5 protein-coding genes are annotated in these 26,744 nt (G+C 48.5%); 3 read left to right on the forward strand and 2 right to left on the reverse strand.

Going from position 1 to position 26,744, the window contains the following annotated elements; genetic code table 11:
* Together R8O11_RS11710 and R8O11_RS11715 are read right to left on the reverse strand one after the other, a co-directional pair.
* The gene (locus R8O11_RS11710) at positions 1-1,350 is read right to left on the reverse strand and encodes an HlyD family type I secretion periplasmic adaptor subunit (protein WP_009704725.1); all 1,350 of its coding nucleotides are present in this window, start codon (positions 1,348-1,350) and stop codon (positions 1-3) included.
* A 12-nt stretch (positions 1,351-1,362) separates the two neighbouring features.
* Positions 1,363-1,716, reverse strand: coding sequence for a hypothetical protein (locus tag R8O11_RS11715; RefSeq protein WP_318194169.1), 354 nt, complete (start codon positions 1,714-1,716; stop codon positions 1,363-1,365).
* A gap of 200 nt (positions 1,717-1,916) precedes the next feature.
* Here R8O11_RS11715 and R8O11_RS11720 point away from each other — a divergent pair, with 200 nt between their 5' ends.
* The 3 genes from R8O11_RS11720 to R8O11_RS11730 all read left to right on the forward strand — a co-directional run bounded on the left by R8O11_RS11720 (position 1,917) and on the right by R8O11_RS11730 (position 26,654).
* Positions 1,917-23,747 carry a tandem-95 repeat protein gene (locus R8O11_RS11720; RefSeq protein ID WP_318194170.1) on the forward strand — a complete coding sequence of 7,277 codons (21,831 nt, stop codon included), beginning with the start codon at positions 1,917-1,919 and terminating at the stop codon, positions 23,745-23,747.
* Positions 23,748-24,178: 431 nt separating this feature from the next.
* Positions 24,179-24,532 carry a hypothetical protein gene (locus R8O11_RS11725; protein WP_222716920.1) on the forward strand — a complete coding sequence of 118 codons (354 nt, stop codon included), beginning with the start codon at positions 24,179-24,181 and terminating at the stop codon, positions 24,530-24,532.
* A gap of 121 nt (positions 24,533-24,653) precedes the next feature.
* Positions 24,654-26,654, forward strand: coding sequence for a methyl-accepting chemotaxis protein (locus R8O11_RS11730; protein WP_222716919.1), 2,001 nt, complete (start codon positions 24,654-24,656; stop codon positions 26,652-26,654).
* The last annotated feature ends 90 nt before the right edge of the window (positions 26,655-26,744 follow it).

A 26,744-nucleotide genomic window follows, 5' to 3' on the forward strand; every position in this document is an offset into this window, starting at 1 on the left:
TTACCTCTCATCGAAGGCGTCTTCGATAGCCGACATAACCGGCTTCGCAGCGTATTCGATAACCCGACGCGACCCTGTTTTCACGTCGGCGGTAAACTCCATGTAAGGGGACAGTTTGTATTGTGTGCCTCCGCGCTCTAGATAGTTTTGGCTGATTTGGATTTCAGCGAGGTAGAATTCAGCGTCCTCTTCTTCATAGGACGAACGGCTGATCGACGCGATTCGACCTTCCAAAAATCCGTACTTGGCAAAGTTGTAGGTGTCCATCTTCACTTTGACTGCCTGTCCGATTTCAACAAAGCCCATGTCTTTACGTGGAATCTTCGCTTCGCCGTGAAGAGAATTATTAATCGGCGCAATGTCCGCGATACTTTCACCCGGCGGTATCACGGCAGAACGGAAATTAAAGTGCACTTTATCCACCACACCATCAATAGGGGCGTAGACCACAAGACGATCCACTTTGTCTGAGTGTTGAGGACGAAGAATGCGTTTCAGCTTGAGATCTTTCTTCGCTTGAATGATTTGCGCTTGGTATTCGGAGTTGCGATTTTCCACCAAGTCACGGTACTGTTTTTCTAGCTTGTCGAGTTGGAAGCGCTCATTCATGACTGACTCATCAAGGTTTTCAATCTCACGCACCATGTTTGACTCTTGAACCTGCATATTCAGAACATCGACATAAGATGCCATTTCTTCTTTATAGAGGGTGTTCTTGATATTGAGCTGCTTGCGAATCAAAGAAAGCTGGTTCTCGGAGCTTTTGCGGCGCTTAAGCATAGAATCAATCAACGAGTTCTTGTGATTGATGTCGTGAGTGATCAACTCTTCATTAGATCGGTTTTTGGAAAACTCTTGCTGCCAGGTATTCATATTTACCTGAACCAATTCTGGGTATTTTTCGATGTAGGCAGAGAAATCGGGCTCTACCATATCGCGCAGGCTTTCATAACGGAGTTTATCTAACTCAAGCTGAATGATTTCTGTGTTTACTGTATCGAGTTGAGTGTTTCTATCCAAAGAGCGAATGCGCGCAATGGGTTGACCTTCGTAAACCACTTCACCCTTGCGCACTAACATTTCTTCAAGAATACCGCCTTCAAGGTGTTGCACTTTTTCTACGTCAGATTCCAGCAATAGCTCACCGCGCACCGACACCACAATGTCGATACGAGCTTGAGACGCCACGGCGATCGCCACCATTGAAAGCAAAAAGATAACCAGCAGTGTTTTGTGTACGCTGGTCATCGCACTGGCTAGCACGATCGTATCGTCTGCGGTCACCTTCGAAGACTCGTTGTTGGACACGAGTGCTTTTCTGAGGTGGTGCTCGATCTGCTTGTTACTCATGATCCACCCCGGTTATTCATCATCTGCGCTGTCATCGATAGAGTTCTCGATATCTAACAGCTGGCTAATTTGTTTGTTCACGTTGTTGAGCTCAGTTTTGATGTCCTCAATCAATTCATTAGGTGCGGGAAAGTGGTGCTTACTTAAATGTTCTAGCTTTGCCATCTTGGGTGGTAAATCATCATCACAAAGCAGGACCAGAATGGCTTTCAGCTTTTTTGAGTAGCCGCTCAGCTCTTCAAAACGGTTTTGTTTATGCAGCATTTCGATGTTGATCGCCGCGCTGCTGAAATCCTTATAAAAATCTCCCAATAGCAATTGCAGCCCTTTGTGGCTGTTGTCGACTGAGCGCAACAGATTCGTCATGTTTATCATTGTTCCACCGCCCTAATTGCTTTAATGACAATAACTAAGGATCTTTAAATTGCGTTTTCAAATTTTTTTTACCTCTTTTTGGTTAAACAACATGAGTATGAAAAAAGTTGGATAAAAAAGTTGGTTTTCCAGAATGGTGTCCTTTACTGCCTCTAAACACGATCAGTTAGCTAATGGCAACGGAGGCTGTAATGGCAGGCGACACTAATCAAGAAAAAGACAATGAAAAGCTTAACGATGCGGTAGAGCAAACAGAAACGAAGGATACGGGGACAAAAGAAGAAAAACAGCAGTCGACCGTCTCTTCGACTGTAGCGACCGGTGCTGAAAGTGCAGATGCTGTTGATGAAGCCAATCGTGCGATGGAAGAAAATCCTAGTGGCGCGGGTACGGAAGAAGAAGCAGTGAGCTCGGGTGGCGCAGTTCAAGAAGAGGATACTGAAAGTAGCAGCGACTCTGACGCTGCACAATCCAATGTTGTTGATAGTGTAGCTTCTAGCGGAGAATCAGGTGACGAGGCTCTGGGCAGCGGTGGTTCGGATTCTGGGGCGGGTGCCCAAGCGGTCGGTGGTGGTGATGCCTCTGGCTCTGAAGGTGGTTTGGACGCAGAAGGCAATGAAGCGCAAGGACAAGCGGTACAAACTTCATCTGCGCCAAGTGCTTCTTCAGACTCTGAAGGTTCTCAAGGTGGTGACGAGCTAGATTCAGAAACCACTGAAGAGAGCTTCGCGGTGGATGTACAAGACACTAGCGAAGAAACCACGACGCAAGTAGAAGACGATTTCGACTCCGAAACTACGAGCGAGACGTTCCAAATTAAAGTCGAAGGTGAAAATGACGCGCCAGAAGTAGGGCAAGATCTGGCATACATCATGGATGAAGATGGCACTATTACCTTCACTCAAGAACAACTTCTCGGGTACGCGAGTGATGTTGATGGCGATGATCTTGCCGCATTTAACGTGCAAGTGGGTGCTAATGCATCCGTTGTGGATAATGGTGATGGCACTTATACCGTCACACCTGAAGCTGATTTTAATGGTGAACTCGACTTAACGTTTGATATCAGTGATGGTCAAGAAACCATTTCTAGTACGATTGATTTAACTGTTCGTCCAATCAATGACGCACCAGTGCCGGAAGATAAAACCTTTGAGGTGGAAGAAGACGGCACGCTGATCTTCACCGATGCTGACCTGCTTGCTGGTGCAACGGATATTGAAGGCGATAACCTAACAGTTGAGGGCGTAAGCTACGACGGTGGCGACGGCATCCTGACCGACAACGGTAATGGGACTTACACTTTTGCGCCAAATGAAAACTTCAATGGCGATGTGAACTTTAGCTTTGATGTGTCCGACGGCACGGATACGGTTTCTGCCAACATTGATGTAAGCGTTACGCCAGTCGACGATGCACCAGTATCTGGCAATCTTGCATACTCGGTGGATGAAGATGGCTCGATTCGTTTGAGCCAAGAGCAGTTGTTGTCGCAAGCTTCCGATGTGGAAGGCGATGCACTGACGGCATCTAATCTTTCGGTAGATGGCAACGCGACGGTAACTCAAAATGACGATGGTAGCTTCACCATCACGCCGGACGCAGATTTTAATGGTGATATCGACATCAGCTTTGATATCTCAGATGGCACGAATACCGTTCAAGCAACCGCTGACCTAACCGTTAATCCAATCAACGATCTGCCTGTTCCTCAAGACCAACAGTTCAGCGTGGAAGAAGATGGCACGCTGATCTTTACGGACGCAGACCTGCTCAGTGGTGCAACGGATATTGAAGGCGATAACCTAACGGTTGAGGGCGTAAGCTACGACGGTGGTGACGGCATCCTGACCGACAACGGTAATGGGACCTACACTTTTGCGCCAAATGAAAACTTCAATGGCGATGTGAACTTTAGCTTTGATGTGTCCGATGGCACAGATACGGTTTCTGCCAACATTGATGTTAACGTTACGCCAGTTGATGATGCGCCAGTATCTGGCAATCTTGCTTACTCAGTGGATGAAGATGGCTCGATTCGTTTGAGCCAAGAACAGTTGTTGTCGCAAGCTTCTGACGTGGAAGGCGATGCACTGACGGCTTCTAACCTTTCGGTAGATGGCAACGCGACGGTGACTCAAAATGACGATGGTAGCTTCACCATCACGCCGGACGCAGATTTCAACGGTGATATCGACATTAGCTTTGATATTTCAGATGGCACGAATACCGTTCAAGCAACCGCTGACCTAACCGTTAATCCAATCAACGATCTGCCTGTTCCTCAAGACCAACAATTCAGTGTGGAAGAGGACGGCACGCTACAATTTACCGATGCGGATCTGCTTGCAGGTGCGACCGACATTGAAGGCGATGACCTTTCTGTAACGGGAATCAGCTACGAAGGAACCGACGGCGTTCTAACTGACAATGGCGATGGCACGTATAGCTTTGCGCCAAATGAGAACTTCAACGGTGATGTAAACTTCAGCTTCGACGTATCTGATGGCACAGATACAGTTTCAGCGAATGTGGATGTGAGCGTTACGCCGGTGAATGATCCTCCGGTGGCTGGTTCAACGTCTTACACGGTTCACGAAGATAACTCTATTACCATTTCTGACGCGCAGCTGTTGGCAAATTCTTCGGATTTAGAAGGGGATGTCTCGATTGATAGCGTGAGCTACTCTGGTAGCGATGGTGTGTTGCAAATCAATGGTGACGGCACGTACACCTTCTCTCCAAATGAAAACTTTAATGGTGAAGTGACGCTTGATGTTGTCGTCGCTGATGAAGAAGGAGCAACGGATGCCACCACTGCTGGCATTACGGTGCTGGAAGTGAACGATCCACCAGTCGCAGGACCAACTTCTTACACCATTGATGAAGATTCAGTTCTGACCTTCAGTGAATCGCAAGTGCTGCTGAATGCCTCTGATGTGGAAGGCGATGTAGAGCTTGTTGGCATTAGTTACGATGGTCCGGATGGCATTTTCACCGTTAACGATGATGGCACGTGCAGCTTCGCGCCAAACGAGAACTTTAACGGGCAAGTTCAACTTGATGTGACCATTCGAGATGAAGATGGAGCAGAAGTTGATACCGTCATTAATGTGAATGTATTGCCAATCAATGATGCGCCAGTATCGGGTGATTTGGCTTACAGTGTTGATGAAGACGGTGCGATTACACTCAGCCAAGAACAGCTTCTTTCTCAAGCGTCTGATATTGAGGGAGATGGTCTGACTGCTAGCGATTTGACTGTAGATGGAAACGCAACCGTCACAGCGAACGACGATGGCAGCTTCACGATTACGCCAGATGCGGACTTTAATGGTGACATTGATATCCAATTCAACATTACAGATGGCACAGACACTATCAAAGCAACGGCGGATCTAACGGTTAATCCAGTTAACGATCTTCCTGTTCCTCAAGACCAGCAGTTCAGTGTTGAAGAAGATGGCACGCTTCAGTTTACCGATGCAGACTTGCTTGCTGGCGCGACCGATATCGATGGCGATAACTTAACGGTTGATGGCATTAGCTACACAGGCAGCGATGGTGTGCTGACTGACCACGGTGATGGTACTTACACCTTTGCACCAAATGAAAACTTCAACGGAGACGTCAGCTTTAGTTTTGGTGTTTCTGACGGTACTGAAACCGTACCAGCAAATGTGGACGTGAGCGTCACTCCAGTGAACGATCCTCCGGTTGCGGGTTCTACGTCTTACACGGTTGATGAAGACAACGCGATTACCATTTCCGACGAGCAGCTTCTGGCTAACTCTTCGGATGTGGAAGGCGCAGTGTCTATCGATAGCGTGACTTATTCAGGCACCGATGGCGTATTCCAAGACAACGGTGACGGCACTTACACCTTCATGCCGAATGAGAACTTCAGCGGTGATATCAGCCTTGATGTGATTGTGGCGGATGAGCAAGGTGCGATTGACGAAACGACTGCAGGCATTACCGTCATTGAAGTGAATGACCCTCCAGTTGCCGGTCCAACGTCTTACACGATTGACGAAGATTCAGTACTGACATTCAGTGAGTCACAAATTCTTGCTAACGCATCTGATATCGAGGGCGATGTAGAGCTTGTTGGCATCAGCTATGAAGGCTCGGATGGTATCTTTACCGTCAATGGCGATGGTACTTGTAGCTTTGCACCAAACGAGAACTTCAATGGTCAAGTTCAGTTGGATGTGACCATTCAAGATGAGAATGGGGCAACCGTTGATACGCACATCAATGTCGATGTATTGCCAATCAACGATCCACCAGTATCGGGTGATTTGGCTTACACCATCAACGAAGACAGCTCAATCACGCTAAGCCAAGAGCAGCTGCTTGCCAAAGCGGGCGATATTGATAGCGAGAACCTTGAAGCCATCAATCTATCGACAGATGACAACGCAACGATTCAATACAACGATGATGGCAGTTACACCATCACACCGGATGAAAACTACAACGGCGACCTAGATCTGACCTTCGATATCATTGATAACGATGGTGGCTCGGTACAAGTTGGTCTGGACATTACGGTTAATCCTGTGAATGACTTGCCACAAGCGCAAGATCAACAGTTCACGGTAGAAGAAGATGGCACCTTGCTGTTCACGGATGCAGACCTATTGGAAGGCGCATCGGATATTGATGGCGATGATCTGTCTATCGAAAACGTTCTCTACACAGGTGCAGATGGTGTGCTTACCGACAATGGCGATGGCACCTACAGCTTCGCGCCGAATGAGAACTTCAACGGTGATGTTCAGTTCACATTCGATGTGTCTGACGGTACAGGTTCAACACCAGCATTCATTGATGTCAGCGTGACTCCAGTGAACGATCCTCCGGTGGCAGGTTCTACGTCTTACACGGTTCAAGAAGATGGTCAAATCACCATTAGTGACGAGCAGTTGTTAGCCAACTCTTCTGATGTGGAAGGCGACGTAGCCTTGGCGAATGTTAGCTACTCTGGTAACGACGGTAGCTTCGTGGACAATGGCGACGGCACATATACCTTTACGCCAAATGAGAACTTTGACGGTAACATTTCGCTCGACGTTACGGTTATCGACCAAGATGGTGCAACAGATACGACAACCGCAGGCATTGATGTTATCGCGGTGAACGACGCACCTGAAACATCAGGCATTCAAGCTGAAGTGGATGAAGATAACGCCATCACCATCACGCAAGAACAGTTGCTTGCGAATGCGACTGACATTGAAGGTGATGACCTTGTTGCCAGCAATCTACAAACCAATGACCCAGATGCGACGATCGTAGCCAACGATGATGGTTCATTCACTATTACGCATACGGAAAACTTCAATGGTGAGTTGGACTTCACTTACAACATCAGCGATGGCGAAAATGATGTTCTGACCACGTTGGATCTGACCGTTAATCCGGTCAACGATGCGCCAGAAGCGGGCGACGAGATCTTTATTCAAGCGGAAGAAGACCAAACCGTGGGTGTTTCTCTGCGTGAAGAGCCTGCGTTACGTCTCGACCAAGCCCCTGAAAACGGCATCATCGAAGCGAATCTAAATGACGAATGGGTACAGCTAGAAGTCGGGCAGGAGGTTCCTGCAGATACGGAAGTGCGCTTCATTCCAAATGATGATGCGTTGGCGAACGGTACGCATACCACCCAAATCGGTACCTTTGATGACAACGCTAGCCTCGATGATTGGGGTACAGCTGTTGACCCTTACACACGTGAGTTTGTTGATGGCGATTTGAAAGTTACTGTTCAAAGTAATGATGACCCACTCGGTGCGTGGAATGGTAAAACACACATCGGTCACGGTATTGGCGATACTGACCGCCAAGGCTTGAGTGGTGATGAAAAACTAACTGTGACCGTTGAAGGTCAAGACATCAACGAAATCAGCTTCCACCTAGATGGTCTAGGCGGTTGGTTTATGGAAGAGTCTCGCCACTTTACCGAAGTCGAAATTCGCGCATTCAACTCTGATGGTGACTTGATCGACTCGATGACTTACCACAAAGAAGATCGTGGTAGCTATGAGACGGATTACACCCTAACGGTGAACGAGCCGGTATCTTACTTTGAGCTAGGTACGATTCAAGGTAACGGTACATACGTGGTTCAAAACATGACGGTTTCGCAAACTTGTCATGATGAAGCGGTGTTCACATCTATTGGCGTGGACGGCACGGAAATCACGGAAACGGTAGAACTGAATATCCGAGAAGGTGACAGTGAAATCGAACTGACGGCTGATCTGCCAAATGTGACCATCGATACCGAAGGTTCTACGCAGTTTGCCTCTGTGGTAATCACAGAAGAGCAGCTTCTCGCACAAGCGAGTGATATCGATAGTGACGTTCTTGATATTCAAAACCTAGAGCTGGTGGGGGATAACGCGGAGCACGCTACGTTAACCGACAACGGCGATGGTACGTGGACAGTCACACCAGATGAGAACTTCTACGGTGAGATTGAGCTTGGCTACCAAGTTACGGATGGTGAACTCACTGACGACAACATCATCAACATCAACTTCGAAGCAGTAAACGATGCGCCAATCGTTTCTGGTCCGATTGTGTTGTCGACTGATGAGGATGTGGGCATTACGTTTAGCGCGGACGATCTGCTTGCGAATGCAAGTGATGTGGAAGGCGATGTGCTGTCTATCTCTGATATCTCTTACAGCGGTGACAATGGTGAGCTTGTCGACAATGGCGACGGCACTTACACCTTTATGCCGAATGAAAACTTCAATGGTGAAGTCGACATCGACTACAAAGTCTTCGATGGCACCGATGAAGTCGATACCCATCTAGATCTGACCGTTATTCCGGTCAACGATGTGCCAGTTCCTGGTGCACCGCTACATACTCAAATGCTAGAAAACGGCACCATCATCATCGAAGCAAAAGACCTGTTATCAGGTGCGACTGATGTGGATGGCGACATTCTGCATATCGAGAATCTACTGCTTGTCGACCAGTCACAAGGTACGTTGACAGACAACGGCGACAACACCTTTACCTTCGAACCAACTTCGAACTTCTACGGTGAAGTGAACCTGACCTTCGACATCAGCGACGGTCAAGCAAGTGCACCAAGCACAGCGAAGATCGATGTTGAGATCGTCAACGAAGGTCCAGAGGTCAGCGGTCCTGTTGATGCGGTCGTTGATGAAGATGGCTCAATTACCATTACTCAAGAAGACTTGTTAGCGAACGCGACGGACGTGGATGGTGACAACCTTGAAGCGGTGAACCTGTCGACCAACGATCCTAATGCAACCATCGTTGAGAACGCTGATGGTAGCTTTACGATTACACCGAGCGAAAACTTCTTTGGTGAAATCGAATTTACTTATGACGTAACTGACGCGATCGAAACCGTCGCCGCGGATCTAAACCTCACCGTTAATCCAGTGAACGACCTGCCAGATGTACCTGATTTGTCCTTCACTACAGAAGATGGCGAGGCTATCACGATTACTGAAGCAGAGCTGCTGGCTCAAGCGACGGACATCGAAGGCGATGATCTGTCTGTTGTTAACGTGACGAGTTTAAGCGACACGGTTCAAGTGACAGACAATGGCGATGGCACTTACACGTTAACGCCAGAGCAGGGCTTCTTTGGTAATGTTGACCTCACGTTTGATGTGAGCGATGGCACCGATGTGGTGGCGGCAAACATCGACTTGAAAGTTGAGTTCGTCAACGACGCACCAGAAGCAGCCCCAATCGTGGCAGACGTGGACGAGGATGGCTCTATCCTCGTGACACAAGAAATGCTGCTTGAAAACGCCAGCGATCAAGATGGTGATGAACTATACGCAACGGCACTAGAAACCAATGATCCGAATGCCTCTATCGTGGACAACGGAGACGGCACCTTTACCGTTACGCCTTCACAGCACTTCAACGGAGACATCGAGTTTACTTATGAAGTGAGCGACGGCGAATTGAGTGTTGCCAATGAAATGACATTGACGGTGAACCCAGTCAATGACATTCCAATTGTTGCACCTGGCATCTACCACATTGAAGAGGATGGCAGCATCCTGTTCACGCAAGAAGATCTTCTAAGTGGCGCGATTGATATTGATGGTGATGACCTCACCGTTACCAGCATTAACTACTCGGATGATGAAGGTACTGTAACGGACAACGGTGACGGTACATTTAGCTTCGTACCAGAAGAGCACTTCAGTGGTGACTTGCAGTTCAGCTTTACGGTTTCTGACGGTACTGATGAAGTTGAGCAAGACATTAATGTCCATATCGAAGCCGTGGCAGATGCGCCAGACCTAGTCATCACTGATGGCGATGGTCGAAACGTGGATGATCAAGCAATCTTGGTCGAGCCAGGCGGTATTGTTGAAGTGAACATCGCTGCAGCATTGGTTGACCAAGACTTGTCAGAAACGTTGACTGTGACCGTTGATGGTGTTCCAGAAGGTTCGGTGATCAGTTACGACAACGAAGGGGTACTTAACGATCAAGACAACGGTATCACCAGTTTCAACGATACTGAAATCACGGTTACGTTTGAAGGTGAAACCGCGGGTTACCAAAACACAGCGGGTTACTACAAAGTCGATGAAGATGGCAACATCACGGGCGTTGAAGTGGTGTACGAAAACGCCTCTCAAGTTGGCGGCGGCGGTGACCTCGTTCCGGGACAAGATCAGTTCAGCTTCCAAATCTCGGAAGGGGAAAGCTTCAACCTATTCTTGATTCCTAACGGTCATAACTTCAATGACTTTGCATCCATGCAAGATGGTCAGTACGAGTTCCGTGCAGCAGATGGCTCTCCTGCGAACATGGATACAGTTGACCCACAACTCGTGTTTGTTGGCGCTGATGGTTCTGAAACCGTGATTCAAAGCCAATTCGGTGATGCAGTCTTTCATGGTGGTTCAAGCTCAGAGCTCAACCAAGATGGTATTGAACATACCCGAACTACTGTGAACGAAGACGGTGAACTGGTTTACGGCTTTGAAGATCTCTACGGTGGCGGCGATGCCGATTATAGTGACTTCAACTTCACCATTGATGTAGGTGAAGTGAACAGCCAGATCTACAGCGGTGAAGTAACAGTCGGTCCAGATGGTTCTGTAACGCTTCCAACCACAGCAATTGAACAAGAGCTACAGATTCAATTGCCAGAAGACTTTAACCAACAGCTAGAAATCAATGTAACGGCAACGGCGACAGAGCTATCAAATAATGATTCTGAAACCGTTTCTCAAACCATCTACGTCAATGCAACGGGTGCTCACATTGAACATACGCCTGAAGCATTGCCTGTTTCTGCTGTGGTTGAAGAAGATGGTTCAATCCTAATCACGCAAGAAGATTTGCTCGCTAATGCGCGTGACTTGGATGGAGACCAACTGACAGCACTGAACTTGGCAACGGATGATGAAAACATCACCATCACAGACAATGGTGACGGTACTTACACCTTAACGCCAGATGCGGACTTTAATGGTGACATCACCTTTACGTTCGATGTGTCTGACGGCGATGATGTTGTCTCAACCAACCTTGAGTTATTGGTGTCACCAGTTAACGATGCGCCTGAACCACAAGATCAAGCGTTCACCATTGGTGAAGATGGTGTGCTGACCTTTACTGATGCGGATCTCCTAACAGGCGCTACCGATATTGAAGGGGATGACTTATCTGTTGAGGGCGTCACTTACACAGGCGCGGACGGTGTTCTTACTGACAATGGTGATGGCACATATAGCTTCGCACCAAACGAGAACTTTAATGGCGACGTGAACTTCACTTTCGATGTTTCCGATGGCACGGATACCGTGACGGCGAATATCGACGTAAGCGTGACGCCGGAGAACGATCCACCGGTTGCAGGCAGCACGGCTTACACCGTTCATGAAGACAATTCGATTACCATTAGTAACGAACAGCTGTTGGCTAACTCGTCTGATATAGAAGGCGAAGTGGCGATTGATAGCGTGAGCTACAGCGGTAACGATGGCGTGCTGGAAATCAACGGTGATGGTACGTACACCTTCTCACCAAACGAAAATTTCAGCGGCGAGGTGAGCCTAGATGTTGTCGTTGTTGATGAAGAAGGTGCAACGGATTCTACCACTGCTGGCATTACTGTGATTGAGGTAAATGACCCACCAATCGCAGGTCCTACCGCATACACTATCGATGAAGACCAAGTTCTAACCTTTAGTGAATCTCAAGTGCTACTGAATGCTTCGGATGTTGAAGGGGATGTTGAGCTAGTAGGCATCAGCTACGACGGTCCAGATGGTATCTTCTCAGTAAACGGCGATGGTACTTGTAGCTTTGCTCCGAATGAAAACTTCAATGGTCAAGTGCAGTTGGATGTGACCATTCGTGATGAAGACGGCGCAGAGGTCGATACTTACATCACAGTCGATGTCTTACCAATCAATGATGCACCAGTTTCGGGTAACTTGGCGTACAGCGTCGACGAAGACAACTCAATCACGTTGAGTCAAGAGCAGCTTCTTGCTCAAGCATCGGATGTAGAAGGCGACGCGCTAACCGCATCTAATCTAATGGTTGACGGTGATGCAAGGGTTACGGCAAACGACGATGGTAGCTTCACTATCACGCCAGATGCGAACTTTAATGGCGACATTGATATCACGTTCGATATCAACGACGGCAGCGACACTATTGTTGCAACAGCGGACCTAACCGTTAACCCAATTAATGATTTGCCGCAGCCAGAAGATCAAGCGTTCACCATTGGTGAAGATGGTGTGTTGACCTTCACTGACCAAGACCTGCTTGATGGTGCAACGGACATTGATGGCGATGACCTATCGGTAGAGGGCGTCACTTACACAGGCGCAGATGGTGTCCTAACTGACAATGGCGATGGTACGTATAGCTTTGCACCGAATGAGAACTTCAATGGGGATGTGAACTTTACCTTCGATGTTTCTGATGGCACGGATACCGTGACCGCGAATATCGATGTGACAGTCACTCCAGAGAACGATCCACCGGTGGCAGGCAGCACGTCTTACACAGTGCATGAAGACAACTCGATCACCATTAGTGACGAGCAGTTACTGGCGAATTCATCTGACGTCGAAGGAGATGTCGCGGTTGATAGCGTTAGCTACAGCGGCACAGATGGTGTGTTCCAAGACAATGGTGACGGTACGTACACCTTCTCGCCAAACGAGAACTTCAATGGCGAAGTGAGCCTAGATGTTGTCGTGGTCGATGAAGATGGTGCGACGGATTCGACTACCGCAGGTATTACAGTACTTGAGGTGAACGATCCACCAATTGCAGGCGCGACCAGCTACTCAGTGAACGAAGACGAAGTCATCACCATTAGCTCTGAGCAGTTATTGGCGAACGCTTCTGACGTTGAAGGTGAAGTTGCGATTGATAGCGTAAGCTACAGCGGCTCTGACGGTATCTTTACTGATAACGGTGACGGCACATTCAGCTTCGCACCAAACGCAAACTTCGATGGCGATGTGAGCCTAGATGTTGTGGTTGTTGATGAAGACGGTGCAACTGCGTCAACTAATGCAAACATCGATGTATTGCCAATCAACGATGCGCCAGTATCGGGCAACTTGGCTTACAGTGTCGATGAAGACAATTCAATTACGCTTAGCCAAGAGCAGCTTCTTGCTCAAGCATCGGATGTAGAAGGCGACGCGCTAACCGCATCTAACCTAGTGGTTGACGGTGATGCAACGGTTACGGCAAACGATGATGGCAGCTTTACCATTACGCCTGATGCGAACTTCAATGGTGACATTGATATCACGTTCGATATCAACGATGGCAGCGACACTATTGTTGCAACGGCGGACCTAACGGTTAATCCAGTTAACGACTTACCACAGCCAGAAGATCAAGCGTTTACCATTGGTGAAGATGGCGTCTTGCTGTTCACTGATGAAGATCTGCTTGATGGTGCAACGGATATCGATGGCGATAATCTATCGGTTGAAGGTGTCACTTACACAGGTGCAGACGGTGTCCTAACCGACAATGGTGATGGCACTTACAGCTTCGCGCCAAACGAAAACTTCAATGGCGACGTGAACTTTACCTTCGATGTTTCTGATGGCACGGATACCGTGACGGCGAATATCGATGTAAGCGTGACGCTAGAGAACGATCCTCCGGTTGCAGGCAGCACGTCTTACACGGTGCATGAAGATAATTCGATCACCATCAGTAACGAACAACTATTGGCTAACTCATCTGACGTAGAAGGCGAAGTAGCAATCGACAGCGTGAGCTACAGTGGCGCAGATGGCGTGTTCCAAGACAATGGTGATGGTACTTACACCTTCTCGCCAAACGAGAACTTCAATGGTGAAGTGAGCCTTGACGTTGTGGTTGTCGATGAAGACGGTGCAACGGATTCAACCACTGCGGGTATTACCGTTCTTGAGGTGAACGATCCACCAATTGCCGGTGCAACTAGCTACTCAGTCAACGAAGACGAAGTGATCACCATTAGCTCTGAGCAGCTATTGGCGAACGCATCTGATGTTGAAGGTGACGTCGCGATTGATAGTGTCAGCTACAGCGGCTCCGACGGTATCTTTACTGACAACGGCGACGGTACATTCAGCTTCGCACCAAACGAAAACTTCAACGGTGATGTCAGCCTAGATGTTGTCGTGACCGATGAAGATGGTGCAACGGTAGCAACCAATGCAAACATTGATGTATTGCCAGTCAACGATGCTCCAGTATCAGGTGATTTGGCTTACAGCGTGGATGAAGATGGTTCTATCACTCTCAGCCAAGAGCAGCTTCTTGCGCAAGCAGGCGACGTAGATGGCGATGACCTAACCGCAGCGAACCTCACTGTTGACGGCAATGCGACCGTTGTTGCGAACGATGACGGCAGCTTCACTATCACACCAGATGCGGACTTCAATGGCGACATTGATCTGAGCTTCAACATTACGGACGGCGATGCCACCATTCAAGCCACTGCCGATCTGACTGTGAACCCAGTGAATGACTTGCCAACGGTTGGTCAGCCACAGTTTGTTACGCAAGAAGACACAAGCTTCACCTTCACCGAAGAGCAATTGCTGCAAAATGCAGGTGATATCGATGGTGATAACCTAACGGTTGAAAACGTTGCTTCTGACAGTGGTACGTTAGTCGATAACGGTGACGGCACGTACACCTTCGCGCCAAACGAAAACTTCGATGGCAACGTGAACGTGACGTTTGACGTCAACGATGGCACTGCAACGGTTCCTGCTGAAGCGAACATTGATGTTCAATCTGTGGTTGATATGCCAGAGCTGTCGATTGCTTCAGACTTGGTGATTGCCTCTGATAACTTCGAGTCTGGCTCGAACGGTTGGAACGCAAACACCGAAAGTTCACAAGGCTTCGAAACGGGCGACATGTTGGGTCGTATTGGTGGCACTGGCGGTGATGAAGCGGTCAGCAAAACCTACGAGATCCCAAGCGATGTCAACGAAGTGAATATCTCGTTTAGCTTCTACGAAATCGATTCTTGGGATGGCGAGTCGTTCCAAATCTTTGTAGGTGGCGAACAGCTAACCACCTTGGAGAACTCCGCGTTCCGTACTCAAGATGGTACGACAACGCTTTACGACTCAGATGGTAATGAAGTGGGTGAAGTGATCCACGGAGCCTCTCAACGTGAAGGCTTCAGTGGTTGGAACGACCAAGCACACCAAGTGAACTTAACCGTTCCGGTGGAAGATGGTCAGCTTCAGTTAGGCTTTGGTTCTACGCTAAACCAAAGTATTCCTGACGAGTCATTCGGCATCGACAACATCGAAATCACGGTAGCGGACGCGGATTACCAAATCATTGGTACCGAAGATACACCAGTGCCGCTTGATATCGATGCAGCGTTAACCGATACCGATGGTTCAGAAAACCTCTCAATCTTGATTGAAGATGTGCCAGAGGGCAGCGCACTATCAGCGGGTGTTGATAATGGCGACGGCACTTGGTCACTACAACCAGGCGAGCTAGAAGGATTAGAGTTTATCCCTTCTGCGGACTTCAATGGCGATGTGACGCTAACCATGAACGCAACTTCTACCAATGTGGATACAGGTACAACGGCGACAGCGACGCAAGATGTGACGATTCATATCTCGCCAACCAATGATGCACCAGAAGTAACGGGTGATATCAGTGCCGTTACCGCCGAAGACAACAGCATTACGCTAACTCAAGAGCAGTTACTGGAGCATGCCGTTGATATTGATGGTGACGACCTAAGTGCAATCAACCTGAGCACCAATGATGAAAATGCGACGGTTGAAATGAACGAGGATGGCAGCTTCACCATTACACCGAGCGAGAACTTCTACGGTGACATCGAGTTCACCTACGATGTGACTGACGGGGCAGAAGTGGTTGCGGCTGGTCTCGACTTAACGGTAACGCCAGTCAATGACGCACCAGAGCCACAAGATCAAGCGTTCACTGTGGGTGAGGACGGTCTTCTTACCTTCACCGATGCTGACTTGTTAACAGGCGCGACGGATGTAGAAGGTGACAACCTAACAGTTGAAGGCGTGACTTACACAGGTTCAGACGGTGTTCTCACCGACAATGGTGACGGCACTTACAGCTTCGCGCCGAATGAGAACTTCAATGGCGATGTGAACTTCACTTTCGATGTGTCAGACGGTACGGATACGACCTCTGCCAACATTGATGTGAGTGTGACGCCAGAGAACGATCCTCCGGTGGCGGGCAGCACGTCTTACACAGTACATGAAGACAACTCGATCACCATCAGTGACGAGCAACTACTGGCTAATTCGTCTGATATCGAGGGTGATGTTGCGATCAGCAGCGTGAGCTACAGCGGTAACGACGGTGTGCTAGAAATTAATGGCGATGGTACTTACACCTTCTCACCAAACGAAAACTTTACAGGCGATGTTAGCCTTGATGTTGTCGTGGTTGACGAGGACGGCGCGGTTGATACAACAACAGCGGGTATTACCGTTCTTGAAGTGAACGATCCACCAATCGCAGGCACAACCAGTTACACCATTGATGAAGATGAAGTCATCACCATCAGTGCAGAACAGTTGTTGGCAAACTCTTCCGATATTGAAGGTGAGGTAGCACTAGATAGCGTGAGCTACAGTGGCAGCGAAGGTATCTTTACCGACAATGGTGATGGTACGTTCAGCTTTGCACCAAACCAAAACTTCAATGGTGAAGTGAATCTTGATGTTGTAGTCGTGGACGAAGATGGTGCGACCGCTTCGACGACGGCAAACATTGATGTTCTGCCAATCAATGATGCTCCAGTATCGGGTGACTTGGCTTACAGTGTCGACGAAGACAACTCAATCACGCTAAGCCAAGAACAATTGTTGGCACAAGCAACGGATGTAGAAGGTGATGCACTAACTGCATCTAACCTAGTGGTTGACGGTGATGCGACGGTTACGGCTAATGACGATGGCAGCTTTACCATTACGCCTGACGCGAACTTCAATGGCGACATTGATTTCACGTTCGATATCAACGATGGCAGCGATACTATCGTTGCAACGGCTGACCTAACGGTTAACCCAGTTAATGACTTGCCGCAGCCGGAAGATCAAGCGTTCACCATTGGTGAAGATGGCGTCTTGCTGTTCACTGATGAAGATCTGCTTGATGGTGCAACGGATATCGATGGCGATAATCTTTCGGTAGAAGGTGTGAGCTACACTGGTGCAGATGGTGTCCTAACCGATAACGGTGATGGGACCTACAGCTTTGCTCCAAACGAGAACTTCAATGGTGATGTGAACTTCACTTTCGATGTGTCAGACGGTACGGATACGACCTCTGCCAACATTGATGTGAGTGTGACGCCGGAGAACGATCCACCTGTGGCGGGCAGCACGTCTTACACCGTACATGAAGACAACTCGATCACCATCAGCGATGAGCAATTACTAGCGAATTCGTCAGATATTGAAGGCGATGTTTCGGTTGATAGCGTGAGCTACAGTGGCGCAGATGGCGTGTTCCAAGACAATGGTGATGGTACTTACACCTTCTCGCCAAACGAGAACTTCAATGGTGAAGTCAGCCTAGATGTTGTCGTGGTAGATGAAGACGGTGCGACGGATTCAACCACCGCTGGCATTACTGTTCTTGAGGTGAATGATCCGCCAATTGCCGGTGCAACTAGCTACTCAGTGAACGAAGATGAAGTCATCACCATTAGCTCTGAGCAGCTGTTGGCGAATGCTTCTGACGTTGAAGGTGACGTCGCGATTGATAGCGTCAGCTACAGTGGCTCCGACGGTATCTTTACCGATAACGGCGATGGCACATTCAGTTTCGCACCAAACGAAAACTTCAACGGTGACGTCAGTCTTGATGTTGTTGTGACTGATGAAGATGGTGCAACTGCGTCAACCAATGCAAACATCGATGTATTGCCAATCAATGATGCTCCGGTATCAGGTGATTTGGCCTACAGCGTGGATGAAGATGGTTCTATCACGCTAAGCCAAGAGCAACTTCTTGCGCAAGCCGGCGACGTAGATGGCGATGACCTAACCGCATCCAACCTGACTGTTGACGGTAATGCGACCGTTGTTGCGAACGATGATGGTAGCTTCACTATCACGCCGGATGCGAACTTCAATGGCGACATTGATCTGAGCTTCGACATTACGGACGGTGATGCAACCATTCAAGCGACTGCCGATCTGACTGTGAACCCAGTGAATGACTTGCCAACGGTTGGTCAGCCACAGTTCGTCACGCAAGAAGACACCAGCTTCACCTTTACCGAAGAGCAACTGCTGCAAAATGCAGGTGATATCGATGGTGATAACCTAACCGTAGAAAACGTTGCTTCTGACAGCGGTACTTTGGTTGATAACGGTGACGGCACGTACACCTTCGCACCGAATGAAAACTTCGATGGCAACGTGAACGTAACGTTTGATGTCAACGATGGCACTGCAACGGTTCCTGCTGAAGCGAACATTGATGTTCAATCTGTGGTTGATATGCCAGAGCTTTCGATTGCTTCGGACTTGGTGATTGCGTCTGATAACTTCGAGTCTGGCTCGAACGGTTGGAACGCGAATACTGAAAGTTCACAAGGCTTCGAAACGGGCGACATGCTGGGTCGTATTGGTGGCACAGGCGGTGATGAAGCGGTCAGCAAAACCTACGAGATCCCAAGCGATGTCAACGAAGTGAATATCTCGTTTAGCTTCTACGAAATCGATTCTTGGGATGGCGAGTCGTTCCAAATCTTTGTGGGCGGCGAACAGCTAACCACCTTGGAGAACTCAGCGTTCCGTACTCAAGATGGTACGACAACGCTTTACGATTCTGACGGTAACGAAGTGGGTGAAGTGATCCACGGAGCCTCTCAACGTGAAGGCTTCAGTGGTTGGAATGACCAAGCTCACCAAATCAACCTGACGGTTCCTGTCGAGGATGGTGAATTGCAACTCGGCTTCGGTTCAACCTTGAATCAAGACGTTTGGGATGAATCGTTTGGTATCGACAACATCGAAATCACGGTAGCGGACGCGGATTACCAAATCATTGGTACCGAAGATACGCCAGTGCCGCTTGATATCGATGCAGCATTGACCGATACCGATGGCTCAGAAAACCTCTCAATCTTGATTGAAGATGTGCCAGAGGGCAGCGCACTATCAGCGGGTGTTGATAATGGCGACGGCACTTGGTCACTACAACCAGGCGAGCTAGAAGGGCTAGAGTTTATTCCTTCTGCGGACTTCAATGGCGATGTGACGCTAACCGTGAATGCAACCTCTACGGATGTGGATACCGGTACAACGGCGACAGCGACGCAAGATGTGACAATTCATATCTCGCCAACCAATGATGCACCAGAAGTAACGGGTGACATCACTGCAGTCACTGCCGAAGACAACAGCATTACGCTAACTCAAGAGCAGTTACTGGAGCACGCTGTTGATATCGATGGCGATGACTTAAGTGCAATCAACCTGAGCACCAATGATGAAAATGCAACGGTTGAAATGAACGAGGATGGCAGCTTTACCATCACTCCGAGCGAGAACTTCTACGGTGACATTGAGTTTAGTTACGATGTCACAGATGGCGAAGAAGTGGTTGCGGCTGGTCTCGACTTATCAGTAACACCAGTCAATGACGCGCCAGAGCCACAAGATCAAGCGTTCACCGTGGGTGAGGACGGTCTTCTTACCTTCACAGACGCAGACTTGTTAACAGGCGCGACGGATGTAGAAGGTGACAACCTAACCGTTGAAGGTGTGACTTACACTGGCACGGACGGTGTCCTAACCGACAATGGCGATGGCACGTACAGCTTCGCGCCGAACGAGAACTTCAATGGCGATGTGAACTTTACGTTCGATGTGTCAGACGGTACGGATACGACCTCTGCCAACATTGATGTGAGTGTGACGCCAGAGAACGATCCTCCGGTTGCGGGCAGCACGTCTTACACCGTACATGAAGACAACTCGATCACCATCAGCAACGAGCAACTACTGGCTAATTCGTCGGATATTGAAGGCGACGTAGACATCAGTAGTGTGACTTACAGTGGCAACGATGGCGTCTTCCAAGACAATGGCGATGGTACGTACACCTTCTCTCCAAATGAGAACTTCAATGGCGAGGTTAGCCTAGACGTTGTGGTTGTCGATGAAGAGGGTGCGACAGACTCAACCACTGCGGGTATTACCGTTCTTGAGGTGAACGATCCACCAATCGCAGGTGCGACAAGTTACTCTGTCAATGAAGATGAAGTCATTATCTTCACGGAAGAGCAACTGCTAGCGCAATCAAGCGATGTGGAAGGTGACGTGAGCCTAGAAAGCGTCTCTTACAGTGGTAGCGACGGTATTCTAACGGCGAATGACGATGGTACTTATAGCTTCGCGCCAAATGAAAACTTCAATGGTGGCGTAAGCCTAGACGTAGTAGTGGCTGATGAAGACGGTGCAACTGCGACAACCAACGCGAACATCGATGTATTGCCAGTCAACGATGCTCCGGTATCTGGCGACTTGGCTTACAGTGTCGATGAAGACGGTTCAATCACATTGAGTCAAGAGCAGTTACTGGCTCAAGCGGGTGACGTCGACAGCGATAATCTAGAAGCAGTGAACTTAACCGCGGTAGCCAATGCAACCGTTGTTGAGAACCAAGATGGTAGCTTTACGATTACGCCTGATGCGAACTTCAATGGCGATATCGACCTAAGCTTCGACTTGATTGATAACGATGGTGCGAGCGTGGAAGTGGGCGTTGACCTAACGGTGAACCCAATTAACGATGCGCCGCAATCAACGCCAGTGAATATTGCTGGCACCGAAGATACCACCATTCTTATCACGCAGGACATGTTGCTTGCTAACGCGACAGACATCGACAACACCTACGACGAACTGTCTGCTGTCGACCTAGTGATTGATGAGCAATACGGTGACTTGCTAGACAACGGTGATGGCACTTGGTCATTCACTCCGGCTGAGAACTTCAATGGTGATGTGCCAATGTCGTTTGGTGTCAGCGATGGTGATTTAGTGACGCCGGTTGAAGGCAATCTAAACATCGAAGCGGTTAACGATGCACCAGAAGCGCCAACCATCCAGATGCAAGGCGAAGAAGATGTGGTCATGGTGATTGACCCAGCTTACATCGCTGATCAAGTTACGGATCTTGATGGTGACGAAATCAGCGTAGAAAGCATCACGGTTCGTGCGCCTGCAAACGCGACATTAACTCAGCAGCCAGATGGTATGTACCACTTGGTAACCACTCAAGACTTCAATGGTTTGGTGGAACTGGGCTACACCGCGACGGATGGTGAAGAAGTGGTTGAAGGCTCGTTGAATGTGGATGTCATTCCAGTCAACGATGCTCCATTCAATGTGGGTAATGCCTTTATGGCAACTGACGAGGATGGCGCATTCACCTTCGACGCTGGCGACCTGATGAACTTGTTCGGCGATATCGACACTGAAAACCTAGTCGTATCACGCATTATCACCGCAGAAGGTGAAGATGGTGGTGAGGTAACAGACAACGGTGACGGTACTTGGACATTCACACCGACTGGCGATTTTGCAGGTGTTTCTGACTTGCAAGTTGTGGTAAGTGACGGTGAGTTTGAAACGGTACTTGATGTACCAGTGTTTGTTCGCCCTGTTGCGGATGGCGCGGTCATCACAACCGACCATGATGGTCCGTTAGTCTTCGGTGAGGACGAAACGGGTCACCTAGGCTTGAATGTCGGTCTAATCGACGATTCAGAAACGCTAAGTAACCTAGTGATGACTGGTTTCCCTGTTGGCTTCGAAGTTACGGATGGTGTGAATACCATTACCATTACGGAGCCGGGTCAATACATCGACTTGAACGAGTGGGATATTTCAGACCTGCAAATGACGCCTCCGGCTGACTTTAATGGCGAGTTCTTCGTAACCGTGACCGCAACAACGGTGGATTATGGTGACGAGCCAGAAGAGTTCGAAGATGGCATCGATTCAGGTGACTTCGAAACCCTAGCGGGTGAGCCAGTTATTCTAACCGCTGATGACCTAATCGGATTGGCAGAAAACGTGGACGCTGATGCGGGTGATGAAGTGAAATTCGTTCACCTAGCTGATCGCAGCCAAGGTGAGATTGTCGATAACGGTGATGGCACATGGACATTCAATCCAGCACCGGGCTTTACGGGTGAAGCGGATATCGCTTATGTGATTGATAAAGACGGTGTGCTTCATGATGAGCAAACAGGCGTGGTCGTGAAAGAAGACGCACCACAAGAGAATGCTTCTCCAGAAATCGACAGCATTTCTACCACAGAAATGGCAGCGGATGGCACCCTGTCGTTCACCAATGACGACATGCTATCGGCATTGAGCGATGCAGAAGGCGACAGCTTGAGCATTGAGTCAGTGAGCCTAATGGAAGGTCAAGGTGTGATAGAGACTGATAACCAAGGTAACTACCAATTCACACCAGCAGAAGGCTACACCGGAGATGTTCAAGTTGGCTTCATTGCAACTGACGGTGAAAACCGCATTGAGAGCTTCTTTAATGTCGACATCCAAGGTGAAGGTGAAACCACTACCAGCGAAGGCTACGCACTGGCTGATGATGGTTCACTAACACTAACGGAAGCACAGTTGATTGATGAGCTTGGCATTAGCCCTTCTGCAGAAGTGTTGGATGTCGCCGATGCAAACGATGCTGGTTTCTTCGCGAAATCAGGTGATGAAGAGTGGACATACTGGCCGAACGATGACTTCGATGGCAATTTGGCTATGGATGTTCAGGTCAACGACAATGGTGAAGTATCGACTCAGAATCTGAGCATCCAAGTTGCAGACGATTCAGCGCAAAACGACGAGCCACAGATCCAAACTGCTCAAGCATCATCAGAGCAGCAAGTCGGCGAAGCGCAACAGCCTGAAGAGCAAGCAGCAAACGGTGCAGACAGTGAAGAGGAGAGCGCAGCTGATGTGACTGCAGCACCAGGGGATACCATTTCTATCTCGGTTCCAGATGAGGTCAGTGGTAACGAATCGGTGGATTATGCAGAAATGTCCGGTCTACCTGATGGTGCATCAGTAAGCAACGCACTGGATAACGGCGATGGCAGCTTCACATTAAGTGGCAACCTGAACCAACCAGTATCGGTTGACCTACCAGAAGGTTACGAAGGTACGAGCGAAATCCAATTCCAAGGTTACGACGAATTGGGCAGCGCAGTAGAAGGTGCGAGTGGCACAGTTGAAGTTGAAGTCGATGACCAATACACCATGCAAGGTTCTGCTCAAGATCAGCAACCAGACATGGCGGGTATGGAATCTGGCGGCAGCGACTGGACAAGTGCGGGAGGTCAAGATCAAGGTGTTGACTTCACGGATGACTCTGGCAGCTTCGACTCGGATACTCAAACGGGTACTGACCAAGGCAACGATTTCGATCAAAGCTCAATGTAACCAGTCCTAGACGAGGGCAGTGTCATTGCTGCCCGGACCAAAGCCATGCAGGTTCTACTTGCATGGCTTTTTTGTTGGTCTTCTTTCTATGAGCTCTAGAAAAAAACTTGGAAATTGAAAAAAGTATTCTTAGCTAGTTTATACCCAAGTAACCTCGAGATGTTAGGTTCAGCGAGAATGGCTTGGTTTGTAGACGCGGCGGCGATTTAAAGGTCTAGTGGGTCTAAATCAAGAATCGACAACAAAGTATACAAACCAAGACAGCTCGCCCTTCGGGAGCGTGTCATTGACTCGGCTTCTGTGTCAAACAACTTGGAAAGAGCTGACTATTACGCTGCGTTGTTTTCCTTGACCCCGAATCAATGACAACGCTCTGAATCCTGCATCTTGAAGTCACTTGGGTATAAGAGTCATTTACAAGGAGGAGCGACATGTACCGTTATGTCAGTTCACCAAAAGCGTCAAAGTACATAGTACCGCCGCCACTGCATCGTGAGTTGTCGTGTATGGATGTGCCGGAGTCAGAACTTGAGATGCGTGAAATTCTGAACAATTGGTTTGCCGATGGATTGGCGCCCATCATTCAGAATGAAGACAATGACATCTCTGCTAATGAGCAACAGCGCTTTGAGCAGCTAAGCCGTACGGTGGGCGTGCTACTGCGTAATAAAGATTACTACTTTGCCACCAAGCGGATTCTCTCGTTGTGGGAGCAAGACTGTTTAGAAACCACTTACGTTAATTATCTGATTTTACGTAGTGAGCGCATACCATACTTCGAATAAGTCCCATTTCTTGGCTTGAAATAGTCGTTTACATGGTTTTCTTAGTAACTTTTGATACCTGTGTTTAACATTTTTGTAAACATCGTTATATTTAAGGCTCATCGTTGTCAGGAGTTTATGGATGAACCTTACGATATCAGGGAAGTTGCAGCTCAGTTTTGTGCTGCTAGCCGTACTTTTTATGGCATCAGCGGTATTCACGTATCGCAACGTCACCACCGTAGAGCAATACGCCTCTTCGTTACTTAAATCCGATTTACCGACCGTCGACACCAGTCGCGGTATCCAACAGTCCGTTCAAGCGTCGCTGTCTTCTATTCGAGCCTACATGTTGCTAGGTGGCGATGAAGAGGCGAGTGCACGTCTGAGTGAGGACGTACGCAATATAATGGCATCTACAGACGAGTCGCTTCCGACTTTGCAGGCTTTGATCTCTGAACAGGATTTTCAAGCGATTCAAACCCAGTGGGATGCGGTAAAAGTTTCTCTAAACAAGTTGATTGAACTTAGCCACAGTGATGAGAACTTACCCGCGCATAACCTCTTTATTAACGAAGCGGCACCCATTGCAGAAGTTGCACTTGATCAGCTTCAAAGCTTAATCAATGAAGAGTCGGGAAACCCATTTGGTGGAGACAGAAAACGTCTGTTTAAAGTCTATGCCGACAGTTACACCTCCCTCGCCAATGCTCTGTCCGCCTTGCGAGATTTCCTGTTGTACGGGCAGCAAGATCACCTAGACAAATACCACGACTTGATTAAGTACCACAATCAGTCCGTGGCGGAAATCGACAGCAAACTCGACAGACTGACCGATAACGACCAATCACTGTGGTCACTGTTTAAAGAAATGCAGCAACTGTACTTTCCTTTAGCAGAGCAGGTGGTTGCATTGCGTCAATCGCCAGAATGGAACGAATCAAACTTGTTAATGGCGAATGAACTGTTGCCAGCAGCGGATGCACTAGACCAAAGTTTAGAAACGATCGTATTGGCTCAGCAAAGTCGTGCTGATCAAAGTGGACAGGGTATTAATCAGTCGATCAAGAACGTACTGACCACTATGTTGATTGCAGCAGCATTAGTTTTGTTTGCCGCAGTAGCGATTTCAAAATACATGGGCAACACCATTGGTCGCCGAGTGAAAAACTTATCGGAGCGTGCAAAGACGATCGCTTCAGGAGACGTTTCTCAGCCTCCGCTCACCGTTGTTGGGAAAGATGAATTGGCAGACCTTACCGATTCGATTAACCGCATGAACCAATCGTTAGCGAGCATCGTGGCTGGGGTGAGTGAGAAAGCGCACCAAGTGGATACCAGCATGGGGGCTTTATTGGAATCGGCGCAAGTCACTTCATCGAATGTTGAACAGCAACAGACCAGCATTGTTGAAATGGGAAGCCAATTGGATGAAATCGCTTTAGCCGCGCGTAACACCCTAGATCAAGCCAATCAATCGGTGCAGAAGCTTTCTGATTCAAAAGGCGAGATTGAACAAGGTCGTGATGCTTTAGAGCAAAACAAAGTCACCATGGAAAGCTTGCACGGCAGCATTGAAACCGCGAGTACGCAAGTGACGCAGTTAAGCAAAGAGAGCGAAGCCATTGGTCGAGTTACAGAGGTGATTGAAGGCTTAGCAGAACAAACTAACTTACTGGCATTGAATGCCGCGATAGAAGCAGCGCGTGCGGGTGACCAAGGGCGAGGCTTTGCGGTTGTGGCGGACGAAGTACGCATGTTAGCGACGCGCACCACTCAATCGACGACAGAAATCAACGGCATCATTAATGCGATTCAACGCTCGACCAATTCGGTGGTTGAGGAGATTGAACACAGTCAATCACTTGCGGAGCAGGGCGCTGAGCACATTGAAAAAGCGGTAACTCGTCTGCTTGTTACTACTGAGCAAATAGGTTCCTTGAATGAACAAATGGCAGAGCTTGCGGCAGCGGCAGAGCAGCAATCTCATGCGACCAATTCGATCACTGGATTGATGTCCGGTATTACTCAATCAGTGGATGAGGTTTCGAATAACAGCCAACGCGCATCAGAGACATCATTGCAAGTAAAAGAGCAAGTTACTGAGCTGAATCAACAGATGGCAACTTTTAAAACGGCGTAGATAAGATTTACGTCTGTTCATCTACTTTTGAACGTTAATCAAATAGTAAAAAAGCCCCAATCCTTTTTACACAAAAAGGGTTGGGGCTTT

It is taken from the genome of Vibrio sp. 1288 (assembly GCF_033344475.1).

What these genes read in the sequence shown, in the direction of transcription:
- R8O11_RS11710 (WP_009704725.1), bottom strand. Translation starts at nt 1,350, where the DNA reads ATGAGTAACAAGCAGATCGAGCACCACCTCAGAAAAGCACTCGTGTCC.
- R8O11_RS11715 (WP_318194169.1), bottom strand. Translation starts at nt 1,716, where the DNA reads ATGACGAATCTGTTGCGCTCAGTCGACAACAGCCACAAAGGGCTGCAA.
- R8O11_RS11720 (WP_318194170.1), top strand. Translation starts at nt 1,917, where the DNA reads ATGGCAGGCGACACTAATCAAGAAAAAGACAATGAAAAGCTTAACGAT.
- R8O11_RS11725 (WP_222716920.1), top strand. Translation starts at nt 24,179, where the DNA reads ATGTACCGTTATGTCAGTTCACCAAAAGCGTCAAAGTACATAGTACCG.
- R8O11_RS11730 (WP_222716919.1), top strand. Translation starts at nt 24,654, where the DNA reads ATGAACCTTACGATATCAGGGAAGTTGCAGCTCAGTTTTGTGCTGCTA.